This window comes from Alteromonas hispanica, from assembly GCF_010500915.1.
Classification (GTDB): domain Bacteria; phylum Pseudomonadota; class Gammaproteobacteria; order Enterobacterales; family Alteromonadaceae; genus Alteromonas; species Alteromonas hispanica.
Genome location: NZ_JAAAWP010000006.1, coordinates 254,848 through 275,585, shown reverse-complemented (window position 1 = coordinate 275,585; position 20,738 = coordinate 254,848). Strand labels below are relative to the sequence as shown.

20 protein-coding genes are annotated in these 20,738 nt (G+C 43.1%); 3 read left to right on the top strand and 17 right to left on the bottom strand.

All coding sequences use genetic code 11. From position 1 onward, the window contains the following. Positions 1-61: 61 nt before the first annotated feature. The 11 genes from GTW09_RS11605 to GTW09_RS11555 form a co-directional block, all read right to left on the bottom strand. A complete protein-coding gene (locus GTW09_RS11605; RefSeq protein ID WP_163112019.1) occupies positions 62-550 on the bottom strand; it encodes a helix-turn-helix transcriptional regulator in 489 nt (162 codons plus the stop codon). A 66-nt stretch (positions 551-616) separates the two neighbouring features. Next, complete coding sequence (locus GTW09_RS11600) at positions 617-2,137, bottom strand: phosphatase PAP2 family protein (RefSeq protein WP_163112018.1); 1,521 nt, start codon at positions 2,135-2,137, stop codon at positions 617-619. A gap of 115 nt (positions 2,138-2,252) precedes the next feature. After that, complete coding sequence (locus tag GTW09_RS11595) at positions 2,253-2,807, bottom strand: DsrE family protein (protein WP_239059360.1); 555 nt, start codon at positions 2,805-2,807, stop codon at positions 2,253-2,255. Positions 2,808-2,849: 42 nt separating this feature from the next. Further along, positions 2,850-3,278 carry a rhodanese-like domain-containing protein gene (locus tag GTW09_RS11590; protein ID WP_163112017.1) on the bottom strand — a complete coding sequence of 143 codons (429 nt, stop codon included), beginning with the start codon at positions 3,276-3,278 and terminating at the stop codon, positions 2,850-2,852. 13 nt (positions 3,279-3,291) lie between these two features. Then, complete coding sequence (locus GTW09_RS11585; protein ID WP_163112016.1) at positions 3,292-3,711, bottom strand: YeeE/YedE family protein; 420 nt, start codon at positions 3,709-3,711, stop codon at positions 3,292-3,294. 20 nt (positions 3,712-3,731) lie between these two features. Further along, positions 3,732-4,160 carry a YeeE/YedE family protein gene (locus GTW09_RS11580; protein ID WP_163112015.1) on the bottom strand — a complete coding sequence of 143 codons (429 nt, stop codon included), beginning with the start codon at positions 4,158-4,160 and terminating at the stop codon, positions 3,732-3,734. Positions 4,161-4,468: 308 nt separating this feature from the next. After that, entirely contained in the window at positions 4,469-5,302 is an 834-nt protein-coding gene (locus GTW09_RS11575; RefSeq protein ID WP_338024951.1) for a prolipoprotein diacylglyceryl transferase family protein, read from the bottom strand. Between the two features lie 160 nt (positions 5,303-5,462). Beyond that, positions 5,463-6,314, bottom strand: coding sequence for a universal stress protein (locus GTW09_RS11570; RefSeq protein WP_163112014.1), 852 nt, complete (start codon positions 6,312-6,314; stop codon positions 5,463-5,465). A gap of 12 nt (positions 6,315-6,326) precedes the next feature. Next, positions 6,327-7,817, bottom strand: coding sequence for a SulP family inorganic anion transporter (locus tag GTW09_RS11565; RefSeq protein WP_163112013.1), 1,491 nt, complete (start codon positions 7,815-7,817; stop codon positions 6,327-6,329). A 232-nt stretch (positions 7,818-8,049) separates the two neighbouring features. After that, a complete protein-coding gene (locus tag GTW09_RS11560) occupies positions 8,050-9,936 on the bottom strand; it encodes a hybrid sensor histidine kinase/response regulator (protein WP_163112012.1) in 1,887 nt (628 codons plus the stop codon). Positions 9,937-9,995: 59 nt separating this feature from the next. Beyond that, the gene (locus GTW09_RS11555) at positions 9,996-10,262 is read right to left on the bottom strand and encodes a hypothetical protein (RefSeq protein ID WP_163112011.1); all 267 of its coding nucleotides are present in this window, start codon (positions 10,260-10,262) and stop codon (positions 9,996-9,998) included. Positions 10,263-10,300: 38 nt separating this feature from the next. On the opposite strand from GTW09_RS11555, the gene GTW09_RS11550 reads away from it, so the two are divergent. Next, the gene (locus tag GTW09_RS11550; protein ID WP_203565726.1) at positions 10,301-11,308 is read left to right on the top strand and encodes a sulfite exporter TauE/SafE family protein; all 1,008 of its coding nucleotides are present in this window, start codon (positions 10,301-10,303) and stop codon (positions 11,306-11,308) included. Here the strand turns inward: GTW09_RS11550 and GTW09_RS11545 are convergent. The 6 genes from GTW09_RS11545 to GTW09_RS11520 all read right to left on the bottom strand — a co-directional run bounded on the left by GTW09_RS11545 (position 11,278) and on the right by GTW09_RS11520 (position 17,443). Next, positions 11,278-12,642: a TrkH family potassium uptake protein gene (locus GTW09_RS11545; RefSeq protein ID WP_163112009.1), complete on the bottom strand. Its 1,365-nt coding sequence runs from the start codon at positions 12,640-12,642 to the stop codon at positions 11,278-11,280. The genes GTW09_RS11550 and GTW09_RS11545 overlap by 31 nt on opposite strands. 3 nt (positions 12,643-12,645) lie before the next feature. After that, entirely contained in the window at positions 12,646-13,299 is a 654-nt protein-coding gene (locus tag GTW09_RS11540; RefSeq protein ID WP_163112008.1) for a potassium channel family protein, read from the bottom strand. Positions 13,300-13,317: 18 nt separating this feature from the next. After that, a complete protein-coding gene (locus GTW09_RS11535; RefSeq protein WP_163112007.1) occupies positions 13,318-14,769 on the bottom strand; it encodes a TrkH family potassium uptake protein in 1,452 nt (483 codons plus the stop codon). 6 nt (positions 14,770-14,775) lie between these two features. Next, positions 14,776-15,486 (bottom strand): response regulator, encoded by a 711-nt coding sequence (locus GTW09_RS11530; RefSeq protein WP_163112006.1) that lies wholly within the window; start codon positions 15,484-15,486, stop codon positions 14,776-14,778. A gap of 314 nt (positions 15,487-15,800) precedes the next feature. Next, positions 15,801-16,802: a sensor histidine kinase gene (locus GTW09_RS11525; protein ID WP_163112005.1), complete on the bottom strand. Its 1,002-nt coding sequence runs from the start codon at positions 16,800-16,802 to the stop codon at positions 15,801-15,803. A 251-nt stretch (positions 16,803-17,053) separates the two neighbouring features. Then, a complete protein-coding gene (locus GTW09_RS11520; RefSeq protein ID WP_163112004.1) occupies positions 17,054-17,443 on the bottom strand; it encodes a DUF4168 domain-containing protein in 390 nt (129 codons plus the stop codon). A 290-nt stretch (positions 17,444-17,733) separates the two neighbouring features. On the opposite strand from GTW09_RS11520, the gene GTW09_RS11515 reads away from it, so the two are divergent. Continuing rightward, positions 17,734-19,200, top strand: a complete 1,467-nt coding sequence (locus GTW09_RS11515; protein WP_163112003.1) for a sensor histidine kinase — start codon at positions 17,734-17,736, stop codon at positions 19,198-19,200. Between the two features lie 4 nt (positions 19,201-19,204). Next, complete coding sequence (locus GTW09_RS11510) at positions 19,205-20,563, top strand: sigma-54-dependent transcriptional regulator (RefSeq protein WP_163112002.1); 1,359 nt, start codon at positions 19,205-19,207, stop codon at positions 20,561-20,563. The last annotated feature ends 175 nt before the right edge of the window (positions 20,564-20,738 follow it).

Sequence of the window (20,738 nt, the reverse complement as noted above, 5' to 3'; positions counted from 1 at the left end):
TATTGGGCATAACACCTAATAACCTAGGTCAAACCGCCTATAAACGATGTAAAATTATGATTTAAATTAAGTTTTCTAAGAAAAGGGCTGCTAATTCGTGCCTTCCTTTACAATCTGCTTTGCGATAAACAGCAGAAGCATGATGGCGTATTGTTTTCTCTGAAGTACTTCGCATTTCTGCAATTTCTGATAGCGTTAAGCCTCGCAATAAAAACATTGCCACTTCTTTCTCACTCGGAGTTAAGCCCCATACATCAAATTGTGCTTGAATTGCCTTTAGAAAGTGTTGTTTCGACTTCTGAAGTTCTGCTGTGACTTTTTGTTCTCTTTCTGACGAAGCGGCAAGTTCTGCTTTTAACTCTTTTGCGTTGTTTGATCGTTGGCGAATATCAAAAATAAGAAAAATGAACAGCCCGGATGAAATCAAAATCAAAATGGATTCTTGAATCAGGTGGGTGAGGCTAGCTTCGTCGGCAACATCTGCATTTAAATCTGCAATTTTAAGCACAATAATACAAATTAAAGTAATAGAGAGTATTTTGTCTTTCATCGGTTGGTCGTCACATTCGGCTATATGTATGAAAATTAAACCAGTTGATTACCGCTGCGGCTCGCCTCATTGACTTATTTCCACGGTAGTTCCATTAAACCGCCTAAAGGTGAAACCTCCAAACTCTTCTCTATATTGGTGTGCTATTTCTCTTAGTGCACTGATGGCATACTCCTCACCTAGCACTAAGCCATAGTCTCCATCAGAGCGATAATGCACACCAGCGAAATTACGGCCCAATGAAATATTACTGGCGAGTTTATTAAGCTCACCCTCTATGGTGAGTGATTCACCCTTATAAGGCAATAATCGCTTTCCATCCGCGCTTGTCATTACTGGGTCGGGAATAACAAAATCACCATTAAAGAACGCTTTTAGCATTGTGACAGCTGCGCCAGCCATAACGGCGTGAGCAGCTGGGTAAGTAGGGTGAAGCGGCGCGCCCTTGGGCGAGGCTTGCGGCAATAAATAGGTGCCATTTTCTTTCAGAGCTTTATCAAGCGCTTTGGAGTTCAGCATTTCTTCATGTATCGGGTATGCAATGCCATTGTCTGCTAAATGGTTGTGAACACGCCCGAAATATACTTCAGGTCGTGCACGCCTGTGTACTAGCCACTTTTGGTACCACGCCACTTGCTGTGACGGCATTGATACACGAGATAAAAGGTCAATGGCATGATTAATACCAAATAGCGGCGCACGAGCTTGAGATTTGGTTTTACTATAGGGGTCTGATTTAGCAAATGCTTCATCACCAAACGAACCAATAATAAGAGCTGCGTTGAGGTAGGCCATGTTCACAAAATCATGCAACACATACTCGCCCAGCGCTCTACCGCTATATAAATAAAGACTTTCGGCTTCATATAATGCTGTAGTGATACCAGAGGGCTTACCGCCGTTTTGTATACGAAGCCACTCGTTGTAATTTGTGAGATGATCGTTACCAAGCTTGGGCACCTTATAGCGTTGAGGAATAGTAGTAGCGCCGTAAGGAATAGGCTTCAATAAAAATTGTGAAATGTAAGGCCCAACAGTTTCGCCAGGGCCTACACCCCTAAACAATGTTTGCGAGCTTATCTTGCCCTTTGTATGCGAGTTGTTTGATGTGGGGCCGCGAAACTCAGACAGCTGCTGTAAGTCTTTTGTGGCATCTTTAACTAGTGAATTACTTGCGTAGTCAGCAAAAGGTACATCTCGAAGTAACGCTTTCCACATTACCTCAACGGCTTCTGCGGCTTGCCATGCGCTATCAAACTCGGGAGCTGATGGTATTGTGAAAGTGTCTGGGTCACCCCCTTCGTGAACACTTGCGTATGCCGCAAGTGGATTACGAAGCCCAAACCCGTTTTTCACGCCCATAGGAACATTTTCAAAAGCGGCACTGTTACCTTCATTTAGTGCCGATAATAGTTTTTCGTATGCCTTTTCATCCACTACTCCCCACTCGTTATGAGGTAAGCCTTTACTAAAACTGTTCAGGTAGTTAGGTAACTTGGTCTCATCCTGCGTTCGTTTTACGTCAGCAAGCGCAGTATTAGCAGTAAGTAAAAAGGCAACCCCGACGAAGGCTCTAGCGAAATTCATAACAATACAATTCTCTCTAATATTACAACTCACAGTAAACTCATTTCTATTAGCCGTATGAAGAACAATTCGCTGATACCGATAACAAGTTTGGCTTTGTATAATATTTATAAATTCAGAATGGGTTAACCGTATAGCCCTCTTGCTGAAGTAAAGCGTGAGCGGTCATAGCCGATAATTGAATCTCTACGCCCTCAACCAACTGTCCGCTTTTTACAGCTTTTGAAGCGGCACTTTGACCACATAAAATTACACGCACGTTGTTCTCTAAAAGTGCTTTTAGTAGCGGTTCGTTAGGGTTTGGTGTGTCGAACTTTTCTTGATAAGAAGCATTATTTAATAAATCAAAAATTGCGCTTCCGTGCACTACAAGCGCAAGGTGGATATTTTCTTTTTTCACGCCTGCAGCGGCGTGCATGTTAATAAAGCGCGCTAGGCTATCAAACTTTCGGTTTACAACACCTTCACCACTGGTACTGGCAACGTCGAAGGTAATGTTAAATTCGCTGTTTTCTGGCAAAACATGAGAGGGCACGGGGGCGCTTTTTCCAAAGCCTTTAATCACAGTGCCATCTCTGAACTCAGACATTTGAGCATGAACCACAGAATGAAAACTAAAGAGAGCTACCAAACAACAAGCCATCAGGTTTACGTTTTTTATTTTTAGCATGGTGTGTACCTTTTTAGAGAGTTACTTATTCATTGTTAGGTGTTAATTCTGTCCAGTTTTGTCGTTTACCACCATAGGGAGTTGTTCCTTTTTCCACTCCGTCATATCACCTTTCATATAAATGATATTTTCAACTCCTGCCTGCAATAACAAATCTATTGCCTTTGCTGCACGACGGCCTGTGCGACAGTAAATAACAAGGCCGTTGGTCTCTAATATACGAAGTTTTTCGATGTGTTCGTGGAGAGTGCCAACCGGTATGTTCAAAGAGCCTTTTATATGCCCCTCTGCATACTCTTCCTTGGTGCGAACATCTATCAATACGCCATTAAACATGGGATCACTCAATGCGTTATGCACCTCGTGAACCGTCATGGTGTCTGTTGTGTTTGCTGTCTGTGCATTTAACAATGACGGAAATAGCGCTAAACCGGCGAAAAATAAAAGTATTATTAAAGCTGTATTTTTCATCTCTCTCCCTTAATTAAGAAGACTTCGGTGTTAAAAAATACTGCGCCAGCATGCCAACAAGCATAGCGCCGATAAATAAAAGAACATCTGACTGAAGAGATACAACAGCAACCACTGCAGGGCCTGGACAAAAGCCACTTATTCCCCAGCCAATACCAAAACACGCAGATCCCAAAACCAATTTACTATCTATGGTTTTGCTCGTGGGAATGTCGAACTTGTTAGCAAACAAAGGTTTGCTTCTTTTGCGCACCCAATAGATGCCGGGGGCCGCTACTAAAATGGCGCCGCCCATAACAAAAGCTAAGGTAGCATCCCAGTTCGCGCTAAAATCAAGAAAATTGAGCACGCGAGCAGGATTGCTCATTCCCGACACAACAAGCCCAAAACCGAAAAGCAGACCGCTAAAAAGCGAAGCGATAAGTACTTTCATAATCTATTTCCTCCGCTGTATTAAAGGTGTCTAATAATATTTGTGGTAGCGGCCGCTGCCGCCATAAATGTGAGTGTGGCTACTATCGAGCGTGGCGATAATCGAGATAGACCCGCTACACCATGGCCAGACGTACATCCACAGCCAAGGCGAGTGCCAAAGCCTACCAGTAGTCCTGCTATTATCATCCAGCCAGAGCCCAATTGAGTCTCTACCTTAAAGCCGCCCATAAAATTACTGTAGAATATGGCCGCCAAAATCATTCCTGCTAGGAACGCTAGTCGCCAATACTGTTCAGACCCTCTTTGAGTTAAAGCGCCAGCAGAAATGCCCGAGATGCCTGCGATGCGACCAAGCGTGAGCAACAGTAATACAACCGATAACCCAATAAGAATGCCTCCAGCTAAGCCAGATAGCGGCTCGAACGGTGTCATAGTCCAGTTTTCCAAATCTTTTCTCCTAATTTGCTGCACTTAAAACAAGCTTATGCATGTTGTCACTGACTGTAGAAGTTCTTTATATGCATTATTTCGCATATAAATGTGCGCGCTGATGCGTATGAGCGCAATCAATATTCTAACAAGCTTACAGGAGTATATAAATTAAATATACATGTAGAATATGCTTTTTGTTTTGTCCGACCTCTTAAGGTGACCAAAAAGTATTGTTAGTGAGACTTTTGAGAATTTCGATACGATTTAAACTAAGTCACCCTCATTCGTAACAACTTTAATAGCGCATTGAGCTTAGTAAATAACTATTCTTCAACCTCAGTAACCAGAGAGCGAAGGTAATATTGCAGGCTGGCTTCTGAAAGCTCGCCCATATGGCTATTTACCATTTTGCCCTCTGCAGTAAAAAATAATGTTGTAGGAAGGCCAAACGCGCCCAGCTGTTTGGCTGAGTTACCAGCAAAATCGTAATACGTATTTTCTAATTCAATCCTTTGTTCATGTAAAAAGTGCTGTGCTTTACTTGGCGCCTCTCCCTGATTTACGAAAACAAATTCAATGTTGCTATGTTCTTGCTGGGCTCGCTGTAGCAGCGGCATTTCTCTGCGACAGGGCGGACACCACGAGGCCCAAAAGTTGATTATTAAGGGCTTGCCTGTTTTTAAGTCCAGTGTGGTTGGGGTACCTTGAATGTCAGCAACTTCAATAGTTTCAGTGACTTTTTGGTTGCTAACCATGGTGTTGATAACAAAAAGTGGAAAGATAACAACGCCGGTAATCAAAGCTGACTTTAAGAAAATAGGTAACAGTTGGCTGTGCGTTTTACACCTAATTAGCATTATGCTCATACCCGCAAACCAGCCGACAGGCTGGTTAAAGCCACCATCTCTAATATCTAGCGCAGACCACCAATTTGCTTGATAAACTTCCCATAAGGCAACAACAAATGCGATTCTTGCCGTTAATAACCCAGCGAACAGACTGTAAAACACAGTATCGGTTGCAAAGGTTTGGTAAGTTTTTGATTTTGTGAAAAAACCAATTAACAACCAAAGCAAAAATGCACTCATTATTGTGAGTAGTGTGTTGGTCATTAACGCAAACGGACCAATTGAAACACTAATCAAAATTTTGTACACAACGGCGTTTTCGCCGCATAATCAAACATTCAGATTGGTCCCCTAAAATACAAATAGCCTTTTTTGTTTTTAAATATCCTCATCGCTCCTCACTTTTTAAAATCAGGAGGTTACAGTGAAGTAGTGCGCAATAAGGCTATCTTAGTGCGCACTTGCTTGGTTATCGCAAAACAATAAGCGGGATGTCGATTCTTTCGAGCATTTTCAGCGTATTGCTTCCAACAAACAGTTGCCGTAATTTAGAATGACCAAATGCCCCCATCACCATTAAATCGATGTTGTTTTTTGCCTGATATTTAAGTAGTTCATCGTGGATGTTACCCTCTAAAAAGGCAGTGGTGACATTTAATCCGCGCTCTGTTAATTGCGATGCCGCATTGTCAAACTTAGCCTTGAGGTTTGTTTCATTATTTTTTATCGACACTAAATGGCAATCGATGCCATGCAAAAGGCCTCCCTCCAGCACTTTTTGCAGCGCCCTATCAGCCGACTCGCGCCCGTCATAGGCAATCATAAATGAGTTAGGTGCCGAGAATTTCTCAGGCACAATCAGCACAGGCTGAGGCGCTTTTCGAAGTAAAGTTTCAAGATGAGAGCCAATGGCTTTAAATTCGTTGTCGTGACCCACACCTTTTCGGCCAATAACAATTAAGCGAGTGTTACTTTCAAGTTCGATTAATGCCTCAATAACATCGCCGTGACGCTGCATTGACTCGACCGTTTCTATGCCAGTTGTTCGAGCATCAGAGACCACGGATTCAAGCAATTCATTGCCAGATTGCAGGGCCAGCTTGCTCTTTTGTTCATCCAATTTGGTCATTTCTTCCATTAATGACGAACGCGCGCCAAGTCCAATAGCGCCGGTATAATCGTCTGCGCCGTGCTGATGCGTTTTCTCGATGGTATGGAGAAAGCATAAAGGCTTTGCCAGCTTATTAGCTGCCCACTCACCAGCGTTGGCAACGGCGTGTGTCATGACAGAGCCATCGATACAGGTAATTATTTTGTTCATAACATGTCTCCTCTAGTGACCACCCATAAGTTTATCTACTTCCGCCGGATCATTGTGTACACCAAATTTATCAACAACAGTTTCTGTCGCTTCGTTCATGCCAATTACCGTCACAGTGGCACCTTCTCGGCGAAATTTAATGACCACTTTGTCTAGCGCATTAACGGCAGTAATATCCCAGAAGTGAGCGTGATTGAGGTCAATAACAACATTACTTACGGCGTCTTTAAAATCAAACGATGCGATGAATTGCTCTGAGGAAGCAAAGAAGACCTGCCCAACCACTTTGTAGGTGCGTGTTTTCTCTACGTCTGAATAGTGAGACTTAACTGCCATAAAGCGGCCGATTTTGTTTGCAAAGAATAGCGTAGCTAGCAAAACACCCACTAGCACACCAATGGCGAGATTATGTGTTGCTACAACAATCACGACGGTACTTATCATGACAATATTGGACGATAGTGGATGCTTGCCCAAATCTTTTACTGACGTCCAAGAAAAGGTACCGATTGACACCATTATCATCACAGCAACCAACGCAGCCATTGGAATTTGTCGAAGCCATTCATCCAGTACAAGCACCATAAACAGCAAGAATGTCCCCGCAACGAACGTCGACAGCCTTCCGCGCCCACCTGATTTCACATTAATGATAGATTGACCAATCATGGCGCATCCTGCCATGCCTCCAAATAACCCAGCGCCAATATTAGCAATGCCCTGACCTTTACACTCTTTGTTTCTATCACTGGAAGTATCAGTTAAATCATCAACGATAGTTGCCGTCATCATCGATTCCAGCAAACCTACTACAGCAAGACCAGCGGCATAAGGGAACACAATAGATAGCGTTTCAAAATTTAATGGCACATCTGGCCACAAAAATATCGGCAATGTGTCAGGAAGTTCTCCCATGTCACCGACTGTACGAATATCCAACCCCGTAACAATAGCAACGATGGTGAGTGTTACGATGCACACGAGTGGCGAGGGAATAGCCTTGCCAATAACAGGCAGATAGGGAAACAAATAAATAATGCCAAGGCCTGCGGCGGTCATAACATACACATGGTAAGTCACATTGGTTAGTTCAGGTAGTTGCGCCATAAATATCAGAATAGCCAGAGCATTCACAAACCCAGTAACGACTGACCGTGAAACAAACCGCATCAATTCGCCCAAGCGCAAAAAGCCAGCTAAAATCTGCAACACACCCGTAAGTAATGTTGCTGCTAACAAATATTCAAGCCCATGCTCCCTCACCAATGTCACCATTAACAGTGCCATTGCTCCGGTGGCTGCAGAAATCATACCTGGCCTTCCACCAACAAAAGCTATGATAACGGCAATGCAGAACGACGCGTATAACCCCACTTTGGGGTCAACACCAGCAATGATAGAGAAGGCAATGGCTTCGGGAATAAGGGCTAATGCCACAACAATACCCGCAAGCACATCGCCACGAATATTAGAGAACCAGTCTCTCTTTACGTGTTCGAGCATGCAAAGTTACCTAAATTGTTTTCCTCTCATAGAGGATTTAAGATTACGTACTAATGTGCCTCGCAAGGGATGCGACAAATGGCCCATTACGTTGAGCGGAGGATGAAAAATGATGGGCTAGGGCGGCGTGGATGTCAAAATACGCTCCGACTAAAATAAATACAAAAGCGATAATACATCAGCTAAGTTATGAGTTCTAGGTAATCGTGTTCATCTAGGCTTTCAGATTTGCCTAACTCGGGCGTGCCCTAATATTGAGCGAATGGATAAGTGCGGTTAGCTTTTCTTTGGTGAAAGGCTTAGTGATGATGTTATCGATACTGGCAGTTTTTAATAGTGCCTTTGCTTCCTCCGTCGCATCTGCCGTTTGTGCCACAATTATTGGAGGGTTCGCTAAATTCAGTTGATTAATTTTCTCTGACGTTTCTATCCCATCCATCTCTGGCATATTCAAATCCATAAAAATCAAATCATAATTTCGATGCTTGCTAACTAAATCGATGGCTGTTTTCCCACTTTGGGCAATCTCAACTATTTCAAAGCACTCGCCTAACATTGTTTTTGCAATTAATAAATTAATGTCGTTGTCATCAACAACCAGTACCTTCTTATTTGACACCCCCGTTTTTTCTTGGCTTTCAGCTTTATTCATTTTTTTTGCTGTTGTAGCTGTTTTAATTACACGCCCCAGATTAAAGCGAAAACAAGTACCACGTTTAGGTACTGAGTCTATGTGCAGTTGAATCGTTAGTTTTTCACACAATGATTTTACAATAGAAAGCCCCAATCCAGTGCCCATACTTTTAGAGGCAACTGTTCCTTCTTGCGTGTATGGATTAAATATCAAAGATGTATCTTTAATTCCTATGCCCGAATCTTCAACATGTACGAAAAACTCACCGCCTACCACATCTATCGTTAATTTTACGAAGCCGTTATTAGTGAACTTTATTGAGTTAGAAATAACATTGGAGATGATCTGATTAATACGTGATGGATCGGTGTGGATGAAAATCGAGGCCGTAGGGGTGTTGTTTACAAATGTGTATTCTAGCCCTTTACTCTCCGCCTTCTGCTTAAACAAATTGAACACTGTTTTCAGCGACTTGACGATATCACAACGTTTTATCGAAATTTCTAATGTGTCTTCTTCTATTTTTGCTACATCCAAAAGGTCGTTTAACAAAATTTGTAGCTGCTCTCCACTGTCGTTAATTATTTGCACTAAGTGCTCCGCGTCGCTGGGCAAGTTTTTCTTTGTAAGGATATCCGCGGTGCCAAGAATACCGTGAAGTGGTGTGCGTATTTCATGTGACATGCGAGCAAAGAATTTATTTTTGGCCGATAGCGACTCTTGGGCCCGTAGTTCGGCTTTTTTCAGTTCTGTTACATCTGTGTGCGTACCGGTAAAGCGAATAGGGTTGCCGCTAGCGTCTCTTTTAACTACTCTTCCTCTATCTAGAATGTAACGCCAGTTACCATCAGCGTGCATTACTCGATGTGTGTTTTCATAAAACCCCACTTCACCATTAACATGCGCCATTATGTCGGTGAAACAGCCTTCTATATCATCCGGATGTACTCTATTTTCCCAATCTGACAGTGTTTGTGTTAGGTCGCAGTGTCGCAGCCCTAGCATGTTTGCCCAACGCTCATCGAAAACCACGTCGTTAGTTTGTGGGTTCCAGTCCCACATACCCAGCCGGGTCCCTTCAAGGACAAGCTCTAGGCGCTCGCTTACTTCAGAAACTTCAAGGTTATGTTGATAAGTTTCCGTAATGTCGGTGAATATTGAGGTTACTATTCCATTAGTGTCTGAAAGTAGTTCTTCACAAACATAGGTAATCCCGCCATTGAGGTTGCGGAAACCATATTTAATGGATGACTGGCTATTTTGTTTAATATTTTGAATAAGAGTCGCTCTCGACACGGCATCTTGAGGATAAACAAATACAGTAGGAAACTTATTTCGCGTAAGGGTATCTTGGGACAACCAAAGGCGGATGTTACTAGAAAAGCTTTGCATGATGAGGCATTTTTCATCCGACCATTCTACAGCAAAAACACTACCCGAATTTTCAAAAATATCGAATTTGCCCAACGGAGCTTCCCACTTCATTTCGTTTATTTAATGGTAGGTCAACAAAAGGTTATTTGCACAACTAATGAATGCACGAATTAAGCGGTTGCGCAATTTTTAACCGAGTTGGGTAAAAGCGACGGCGAGGTAAGCGTGATACCTAGTCGATGTAGCGCCGCACATGTGGCAGCCAGTATGAAGCGGTGGTGTGGCATATTTTTGTGCTCAAGTCTGTCATGCCAGACAGTCGCTTCTGTTTTAATGTCAATAATGGTGTTGTCAATAACAGTCTGCCAACGCGTTTGAGAACACAGCTTAATTTGAGTGAGTTGTGTTATTCTTCGTCCAAAATTACTTGTTGTCATAAGTCTTAATGCGTTTATCTCGTTCAAAAAGTAGTTACATGTGGGTTTGGTTTTTTTGGCTAGGCGGTTTTTACTGTGTTTGGCTATGGCTGATAGTAAGTAAAGCCCAGTGGGCCATCGCTATAGAGCATTGGCCTATGGCATTAGCCATGGCAATAGGCAGTTATGCTGCAGGCTCTACCCCAATGGGCGGAGGCACAGTGGGTTTTCCAGTGCTGGTTTTATTGTTTGAGTTACCGGCTAGCCTTGGACGAGACTTCAGCTTTGCGATACAAGCTATTGGCATGACCAGCGCTAGCATTTTCATTCTAGTTCGTCGACAGCCCCTCGCTACGTCAATTTTAAACGGCGCTATGATGGGATCGCTTGTGGGCACGCCACTGGGGATTTTTTTTATTGCTCCCTACATACCTGAATTGTGGATAAAACTTATTTTCGCCGTAGTTTGGGCCAGTTTCGGGTTATTACATTTAGTAAGAATTAATGAGATTGCTGGTCATACAGGTATGACAGAATTTGATGAAAGGTGGGATTTCAAATTTGGTCTTTGGCTTGGCTTGGTTGCGGGTGCCACCATTACTTCCTCTACCGGTGTTGGCATTGATATGGTGCTGTATACTGCATTAGTGTTGGTGTGTAGAGCAGATTTAAAAATCGCCATACCTACCTCAGTGGTCATTATGGCATTTAACTCAGTGCTAGGCGTAGCCACTAAAATGCTATCTGGGCAAGGCTTACAGGCCGGTGTATACGAAAACTGGTTGGCCGCTGCGCCGGTAGTGGCTCTTGGCGCGCCCCTAGGAGTATTTATTGTTGCCAAAATAGGGCGCAAACCTACGTTGTTGGTGGTGGCGATGCTTTGCGTCGGTCAATTTGTTTGGACCTTGTTTTCAGAGCATCAGCGGCTGGGACTTGTAGGGATCCTTATTTCCACCTTTGCCGTCGCTGTTTGTCTGGGTGGTTTCGAAATATTGCGCCGCTGGGGCGCGACGCTTGTTGGTGACACTGATGTACATCACCCAATTGCAAAACGAGATGAAGGATAGCGTGTTACCTTTACCCGAGGGCTGGCAAGGAAATACGCTAAGGTTAATGGGCCAAGGCGACCAATAAACATCAACACAATAATAATGCCTTTTCCTATACCCGAGAGTTCACCGGTCAAGCCTCTTGATAGCCCTACTGTGCCTAATGCTGACACCGTCTCAAAAACTACGTCGATAAACGCGCTGTCCTCTGACAATAACAGCAGAAAAATCCCTATCCACGTAACGCCAATATAGATAATGGTAAGCGCAAGAGCTTTTCTCACTGTTTCTGTTGGAATGGTTCTGCCGAACGTTTCAACGTTGCTATCTCGCCGCAAGAAGCTGTATGTCGCAAATAATAATACAAAAAAGGTCACCACTTTCACACCACTTGCAGTACTTAACGAGCCACCGCCAATAAACATTAACAGCAACATGACTGCGGTAGTTCCTTCTTCTAATGAGGCAATGTCTAACGTATTAAAGCCGGCTGTCCTTGGGGTAACCGCTTGAAACCAAGCCGCAAGCCATTTATCTGCCGTGGAAAGCGGAGCCAGCGTGTTAGGATTATCAAACTCAATAAGATAAACCAGCAACAGTGCAACAACGTTGATAATAACTGTGCCGGTAAGCATTAAGCGGCTATACGGACTTAAAGTTTTCCATTGCCTTTTTTGCCACATTTCAAGCCATACAGAAAATCCGAGCCCACCGGTAATAAACAACGCTGTGATGGCTATATTTACTGTGGGATCTGAAACGTAAGGCACCAAACTATCTGAACTTAGCGCAAAGCCTGCATTATTAAATGCCGAAACGGTATAAAATACTGCATGCCACAAGCTCGTTGCCCAACCTAACTCACTAGCCCAGCGAAGCGTTAAAATAAGAACGCCAATCGATTCCACCATTAGCGCAAAAAGAATAACGGATTTCGCCGTGCTAACCAGGGTAGAGGTGTCGGTTTGATTAAACGCTTCTTTAGCAACGGTTTGTTGGAAGAAACCAATTTTACCCCCTAGGGCCATAAGCGTAACAACTGCAAAGGTCATTAGCCCAAGGCCGCCAAATTGGATTAACAACATAATGACGAATTGGCCAAAAAAGGTAAATTCTGTGCCTGTGTCTGCTACGACTAAACCGGTCACCGTTACCGCCGAGGTCGCAGTAAAAAAACTATCAAGCCAGCTCAGTGGCATGTGAGTCGAAATGGGCAGCTTAAGTAACAGCATACCCACTACAATAAGTAGTAAGAAACCCATGGACAAAACTAACGGTGGTGCTGCTTGAATTTTTTTTGCTGCTTTTGGGCTACGCTCTATGCGACGGACCGATGGGTGCCATTGAACCATAAGCTACACCAACCGTGGCGCGAGGCTTTTTAATACGGCACGTGTACCACATAAAAGTAGGCTATCACCAGCCCGTACCTTAAACGCTTCATGAGGTTTAGAATAGAGTTCGTGAGCGCGTTTTACCAGCAAGGTTTCGACAGCATGAATTTTATCGCCGAGTAACTTACGCAGTGTAATATTGTCTAAATCATCAATTAATTTAATTTCTACAACATAATAGCCATGGCCAATCGAGATGTAATCGTTAACCATAGGGTAGTTAAGTGCCTGCGCTACTCTTACCCCCATTTCTTCCTCAGGGTGCACTATTCTCGATACCCCTAATTTTGCAAGAATTGAATGGTGGGCCTTATTATTGGCTTTCACCCAAAGTTGTTTAACGCCTATATTTTTAAGGTGTAACGTGGTTAGTAGGCTAGCCTGCATGTCCTCACCAATGGCCACTAGCACTCCATCGCTTTGCGTTAAGTTTAACTCTTTAAGCGCCCGTTCGTCTGTGGCATCACAGATTACCGTATGGGTAAGTTCATCGGCATAGTGTTCTGCCAGTTTCTCAGAACTATCGATACCGGTGACGGTATGTCCAAGGTGAATAAGTTCTAGGCTTGCTGTAATACCAAACCTTCCAAGTCCTATAACTGTAAAATGAGCCATACTCTACTTTCTCTTAAATTAATAACGCCAAAATCCCGGTGTTAGCATGGCCAGCACGGTAAAGTATTCTAACCTTCCTAATATCATTGTAATGTTTAATAGCCAAATACCCGTATCAGAAACGGGTATAAAATTACTCCCAACTTCGCCAAAGCCAGGCCCTAATACATTGATACAGGCTGCCACCGCAGTAAATGCAGACCAAAAGTCTAGTCCTGTCATCATTAACAGAAGGGTAAAGAAAAGGGATGAACCTGCGGCGACAGACATAAATGCCATTACCGCTTGGCGCACTCGATCATCAACCGCACTGCCCTGAAAACGCAGGGGAATAACAGCGCGGGGATGTATCAACTGCAAAATTTCCTTTCTAATGACTTTAAATGTAATTATATCGCGTATAATTTTGTTTCCGCCAGCCGTAGAGCCCGCGCAGCCGCCTAAATATGCACAAAAAACAAGGAAAAAGCCCGTTGCTGCTGGCCATGCCCCTAAATCTGCGGCGCCATATCCCGTGCTCGTAATAAAGGAGACAACATGGAAGGCTGCAAAGCTTAACGCAGAGACAAAGTCGTAGGCACTGCCACTTACTAGTAACAGAGTAAGTAATAATGACAGCGCTGCGACAAGGCATAGAAAAACACGGGCTTCCTCATCTCGCCAATATAAAAACGGTGATGCCGTATGTAAAACACGAAAATGCAATCCAAAACTAATGGCGCCTAGCAGCATGAAAACGTTAGAAATTGATAGTAAGGCATGGCTTTCATAAAACCACATGCTTGCATCGTGAGTAGAAAATCCTCCGGTCGATATTGTGGTGAAGCTATGCGCAATGGCGTCGTACAGTGTCATTCCGCCCACATAATAGGCGCAAGCACACAATATGGTTAGCAGGATATAAATAAACCAAAGATAATGTGCAGTATTGGCGATGCGTGGAGAAAGCTTGTCGTCCTTAACGGGCCCTGGTGTCTCTGCCTTAAGTAATCGCATTCCCCCAACATTTAACATTGGCAGAACAGCCACAACGAAAATGACAACCCCTAGTCCTCCCATCCACTGCAAAAATTGCCTATACATTAAAAATGATTTGGGCATATCATCAAGACCGGTGAGAATGGTGGCCCCCGTAGTGGTTAACGCACTCAACGACTCAAACACCCCATCAGTAAAGCTGACATGAGTGACTAGCATAATGGGAACACCTCCGAGAATGCTCGTAACAACCCAAGTTAGTGCTGCAAACATCAACGCATCGCGGTAGCTAACCTCGTCAACACGATACTTTTTTAGCCGATAAATAAGTAGAAGGGAAAATGTAATCATGACAAGCGCTGGCTGCATAAACGCTTTCCCAACGTTATCTTGGAACTTTGCAAATGAAAGTATGCCGAAACTCGCTTGCACCACTCCCATCCACAGCACAGGTAGCGACAATAATCTTACGATGTTGCGGGGACTTACCATGAATAATTACTGCTCTGTGTTTTGTTTATGCTCAGGCGAACAAACAAATCGATAGCCAATACCAGGTTCAGTAATAATGTACTTAGGGGTGTTGACATCGTCTTCCAGCTTTTTTCTGAGTTGGCTGATAAGTATGCGTAGGTAGTGGGTATCTTCTGTATGGTACTCACCCCAAATATGATGAAGTAACTGTTCGTGCTTAATTAAACAATTGGCGCTACCCATGAGATAGTTGAGTAATGTGAATTCTTTTTTGGTTAGGGAAACAATACGCCCACATCGCATAACTTCACGGGTGGTGGTATCGAGTGAAATGTCGCCACACTCCAGCCTAGACGGGCGCGATACCGACTCGCCTACATCGCGCAATAGCACTCTTACGCGAGCTATCAACTCTCTTATACCAAAGGGTTTACTTAAATAATCATTCGCTCCTGCGGTAAGTAATCGCACTTTTTCATCCTCTTCGTCTCGTGCTGTGAGCACAAGTACCGGTGTTTTGCTCCAGCTTCTAAGTTGTGAAAGTAACCAGCCGCCGTCTTTATCCGGCAGTCCCAGATCTAAGATAATCAGTGCAGGGTGCTTATTGCGAATACAGTCGAGCCCATCCACGGCAGTGTGTGCAGATAAATAATCGAACCCTTCGGCAGTCAGCGATATTTTCATAAACCGCTGAATATGTGCCTCGTCATCGATAACAAGAATACGTGGTTTCATAGGTGTTTTATTAAGGCTCGAAATAAAAGTGCGAACAATGCACTTATTAAAAAATAAGGTAGTGAATAGAGTGTTAATACGCTTGAAAGTTGTAAAGCACAGCCAGAAGCGGCTTTAAACACATCGTGCATTTTTTTGAAATACAACCCACTTGATATTACTACCTAAGACCTTTCGATAAAGGACGATAGCAAAACCCAAAAGGCATGTAGCGTAAAATTTGCGTAAAATTTTTATCAAGACGGGCGTAAAAAGGAAGATGAAAAGCTTATCTGGTTTAAGCGTGTCTAATTTAAGTACTCTTAAGTTTGCTGTTAAAAGTCCGATTTTGGCGAGGCGTCTAGAGAAATACGAATAACACACCCTTTGGCACTCGGCATCACACTCACGGTGCCATGATGCGCTTCTATAATACCTTTAGTCACGGTTAACCCAACTCCAGAGCCACCTTCGCCCGTGTCGCCATTGCGGGTAGAAAAGAAAAGATCGAAAACGCTCTTGTAATGCTTAGTAGCAATACCAGGTCCCTCATCCACAATATCGAGATTAATTACATTATCTGAGGCCTCGCAAATAATGACAACGGGCGAATCGTTAGGTGAATACTTTAACGCATTATCAACCACGTTATAAATGGCTTGTTCCAACAAATAGCTACTCACCGTGACGTTAGGTAATGCGTTTCGGATAATTAGGCGAATGCGTGCTTTATCGAACCTATTTATCACATTATTTACAATCGGCAACAGGTCTTGTTGAACGCTATTAAGAGAAATCCCTTGATGTAACTTTGTTGCCTGAAGTAAATTTTCGATATAGCGATGTAACCGGTGACTATCATCTAGTGCCCCATTTAACAGCTCATCTTTTTCTTCTTTGGGTAATTTATTCTGATATTCCTGCATTGTGCTTAGTGAGCCAATAATGGTAGCCAGCGGTGTTCGTAAATCATGGGATACCGACATTAAAATGCTCGCGCGCAATTCTGCTTGTTCAAGAGCCTCTTGCTGTGCTCGATAAGAAGAGGCCAGAATACCAGTAAGCACGGCAACAATGAGGAAAATAGATAAATTTACTATGTCATCAACATTTGACATGTGCAGTGAAAAACGCGGTGTGGTAAAAAAATAATTAAAAATAACTCCGCTCACGATCCCCGAAAATATGGCGCTTTTTTTATTACCAGGCAAAGCCGTGACCACTACGGCCAACTGCAATATAAGCAAGGTTCCATGGGTGGGTAAAAACCAAGCATCCAGAACGTAAGACAAGAGTCCGGCAGCAATTACAACAACGAATGCAAACAAAAAAGGCATTTGTTTGATCAAGGTATAAATGTTTTTCAATGAAACCAACTATGAGTAAAACCGAAAACGCAGTGCTCAATATACTATAATTGGGTGCTCGATAACTGTAATAAACAAAATGATATCGTTGATGTGAGTAAACAGCCTTCAGATACAGAATTATTGCGGGGATTTATCGTGTTTTGCTTTTAAATGAAAGCCGCCTGCATAAAGCGGCCTCCACTAAAATTACACTGATTATTGACTACTTCTTCTGTTGATTAGTCGGCGTTCGACATGTTCAAGATTTTTTTGCGCAGCGCTTCGTCTTGCTGAGCTTGTTGCGCAATGCTTGTATACTCTGTAGCGGATAATCCTGCGGCTTCTATTGCATTTAGCATTTCACCCTGCGCTTCTTCTTGTAGTGCCTGCGCCTCATCTGCGTTTTCTACATCGTTGAATTTGTCTTCGTATTTTTGACGAAGCTGAGCAATATCATCCATTGCAATTGTGAATTGTAATAGCTTTTTGTCATCGTAGTTTTTAGCCGGTGCTTCGTATTTAGGCATATTATCTTGCGTTGTCTGCGCAATTGCACTGTTTGCAGAGAATAAAGTCATTAGTGCTACTGCTGCCGTTGCTACGTTGTTCATCACAAATTTCTTGGTCATCATAAGTCTCCTGACTACTTCATACGTTTATTTTCAATTAAATGCCGTGCAAAAGCGGTTGTGACTAAATCTTTAATGTCGCTTTTGTGCAGCACGCAATTTCATATTGCTAGCTTTCAGCTAACTACTACTTAGCAAATACTACTTAGCGAATACTGTGCCAAGTGAAGGTGTTTTTTGTAACTATATGAATATTAGAGATAAATCTTACTTTTTTGTTTGCGATTTATTTACTCGTTAATTTTGTGTATCATTTTGACACATCAAAAGAATCACAAAAGGTGACATTTTTGAACAGTTCAACATCACAGGTAGCACCGGGTTTGCAACGCAACGTCTTACTGTTCGTTATTATTCCAATGCTGTTACTTTCCGGTATTGCGGTTCGCGTAGGTCTTTATGTGGCCACCGAGTATGTGAATGATAATTTGCGCACCGAGCTTGATCTTATTGGCAGGGCTATTCGAATTCCACTCAGCGACGCTATGACTAACAATGATATGGCAACAGTAAATACCCATCTAGATTCTGTTTTTACCATTGGAAGGATTAATGGCGCTGCTGTTTACAACACCAACGGAGAGATGGTGGCTGCCACCGGCACGATAGAAAAAGACCTCTCTGATAGTAATATGGCAAATTTGGTAGTCACAACAGGCGAGCAAAAAGACAGTTATAGAACCAGCGAAGGAAAGGCTTTTTTCTCCCACTTTTTTCCCATCATAAATCGCAGCGGACAAATACATGGTTTACTGCAGATCAATAGAAAAGCCAGTGATTTCGAAGAATCGTTCAGCGCGCTATCGACCAAAGCATGGTTAGTTTGGTTATTGATTGCAGGGATTAGTTTATTAGTAATGTGGAAGGGATATCAGCATGCAATTGGTAATGCCGTTAACCGACTGATTTCCAGTATGCGTGAGGTGGCAAGTGGCAATCGCCAGCACCGAGCCGATGTGTCGGGCCCTACGGAAATTAGAGAAATTGCGAAAGGGCTTAATTTGATGCTTGATAAGATAAAGTTAAGTGAGGAAGAAACTGCGTTAGAACAAGATAAAAAGCTCCTTGCTGAAAAACAGTTAAAAGAGCAGGAAAGTTTGGCATTAATTGGTCATTTAGTAAGTGGTATCGCACATGAATTAGGCGCGCCGCTTAGCGTAATAAGTGGAAGAACAGAGCGCTTAAAACGAAGAAATAGACCCGCCGAGGAAGAAAAAGAACTCATTGCTATTGATGGTCAGGTAACGCGACTTATCTCTATGGTAGAGCAACTGCAAGCATTTGCTTACAAGCCGGAAGTTAACTTTGAAAAAATAGACCTTCAAGACTTAATTAGCCAAGCAATGCGGCGATTAAGTTATGAATTACCACTTGATGACATCGACCGTTGCGTGTCTCAACACATTCAAAACGACGTGATTTATGCGGACAAAATTCGCCTTGAACTGGCCGTGGTCAATTTATTGCGAAACGCGCTTCAAGCCTGTGTATCTAGCGTTATCATAAGCGCAGAGGTTAAACACCACCACGTTATTATCGCCATTACCGATGATGGCCCCGGCATTGCTGAGGGCTCCTCTTTAGATGCATTGATAAAACCCTTTTATTCCACTAAACCACAAGGCGAGGGTACCGGCTTAGGTCTTGCTATTGTCGATCAGGTCATGCAAGAGCATGGCGGTAAGCTAATGTTGGAAAATAACAAAAATACAGGGCTTTGCGCTACCTTAACGTTTGCTCAAAAAAGGAAGGAATAACAGCATGACACCCAGTGATCACACCATTGCTATTGTTGAAGATGACAGTGCCCTTGCCAATTTATTAGAGGATGAAATATTAAGTCACGGGTATGACGTTGTTACTTTTAATAGTGCAGAAGCATTTAGCGCTCATCATCCACATACGCCGTTTAGTTTGGTTATTACAGATATTAAGCTGCCGGGCATTAGCGGGTTAGCGTTACTTGAGAACGAGAAAAGGGCGGGAACAAAAACACCCTTCTTAATAATTACCGCATTTGGCACAGTGAATCAGGCCGTTGAGGCACTTAAAAAAGGTGCCGATGACTTTTTAACCAAGCCACTCAATTTAGAGCATCTGTTGTTTACGGTTAAAAGAATTATTAGCCACACTGTGGTGGTAAACGAAGTCAACCAGTTAAAAAAGCAAGTCAGCCACTCGTTTTATGGAATTGTTGGAAAAAGTCGTATCATGCGCCAAATGTATGACAATATTGAACGGGTATCAGCGGTTGACAGCGCTGTATTAATTACGGGTGAAAGCGGCACTGGCAAGGAGCTTGTAGCACGAGCAATACACGATGCCAGTCCAAGAAAAAATAGCAATTTTGTTGCGGTAAATTGCGCTGGTATTCCGCCCGATCTTATTGAAAGTGAATTTTTTGGTCATGTGTCTGGGGCATTTAGTGGAGCACAACGCAGTAGAAACGGCTTATTTAAAGAAGCGGATGGCGGCACGCTTTTATTAGATGAAATAGGTGAAATGCCCATGTCATTGCAAGCAAAGCTATTGCGAGTGTTGCAAGAGAATACGATAAGACCCATTGGTAGCGACAGTGAAACGTCGGTAAATGTGAGGATTATCGCTGCTACTCACAAAAACCTTGAAGCCATGACCGAAACGGGAGCGTTTAGAGAAGATCTGTTTTTTCGATTAGAAACGTTAAAAATTGCTGTGCCGCCGCTGCGTGAGCGAGGCGATGATTTAGAGTTACTGGCAGATTTTTTCCTTTCCCAATTAGCGAATGCACAAAATAAACAGGTTGGTTATTTAAGCAGTGATGCATGGCAATTGTTGTACGACTACCCTTTTCCCGGCAATGTTCGTGAGCTCGGCAATGCCATAGAGCGGGCGTTTATTTTTACCACAGGCCAGTGTATTGAAGCAGAACATTTACCCGACAGAATAAAGCACTACCGAAATGTGGGCCAACCCGAACACATCGCTGAACACACCGTGCCAACAATGAGTTGGCTTTCGTTACAAGAATATCAAAAAAGGTATGTTTCGCAGGTCATGAAACATACCAAGGGCAATAAAGCGAAAGCAGCAGAAATACTTGGCATTACGCGCAGAACATTGTATCGATGGCTTGATTAAGCGTTAGCTCAATTGTTCTAATCAGAAGTTCGCTATATTAGCATTAATTGGCTTAATGCTGTTTAACCGCTGTCGTATAAAGTTGACGTTAACATAGCTGAGGTGAAATTTTCAGCGCACCACTGAATCATGCCGTCGTATTCTTCATCAAAGTTCGTCAATTAATGGTTATGAT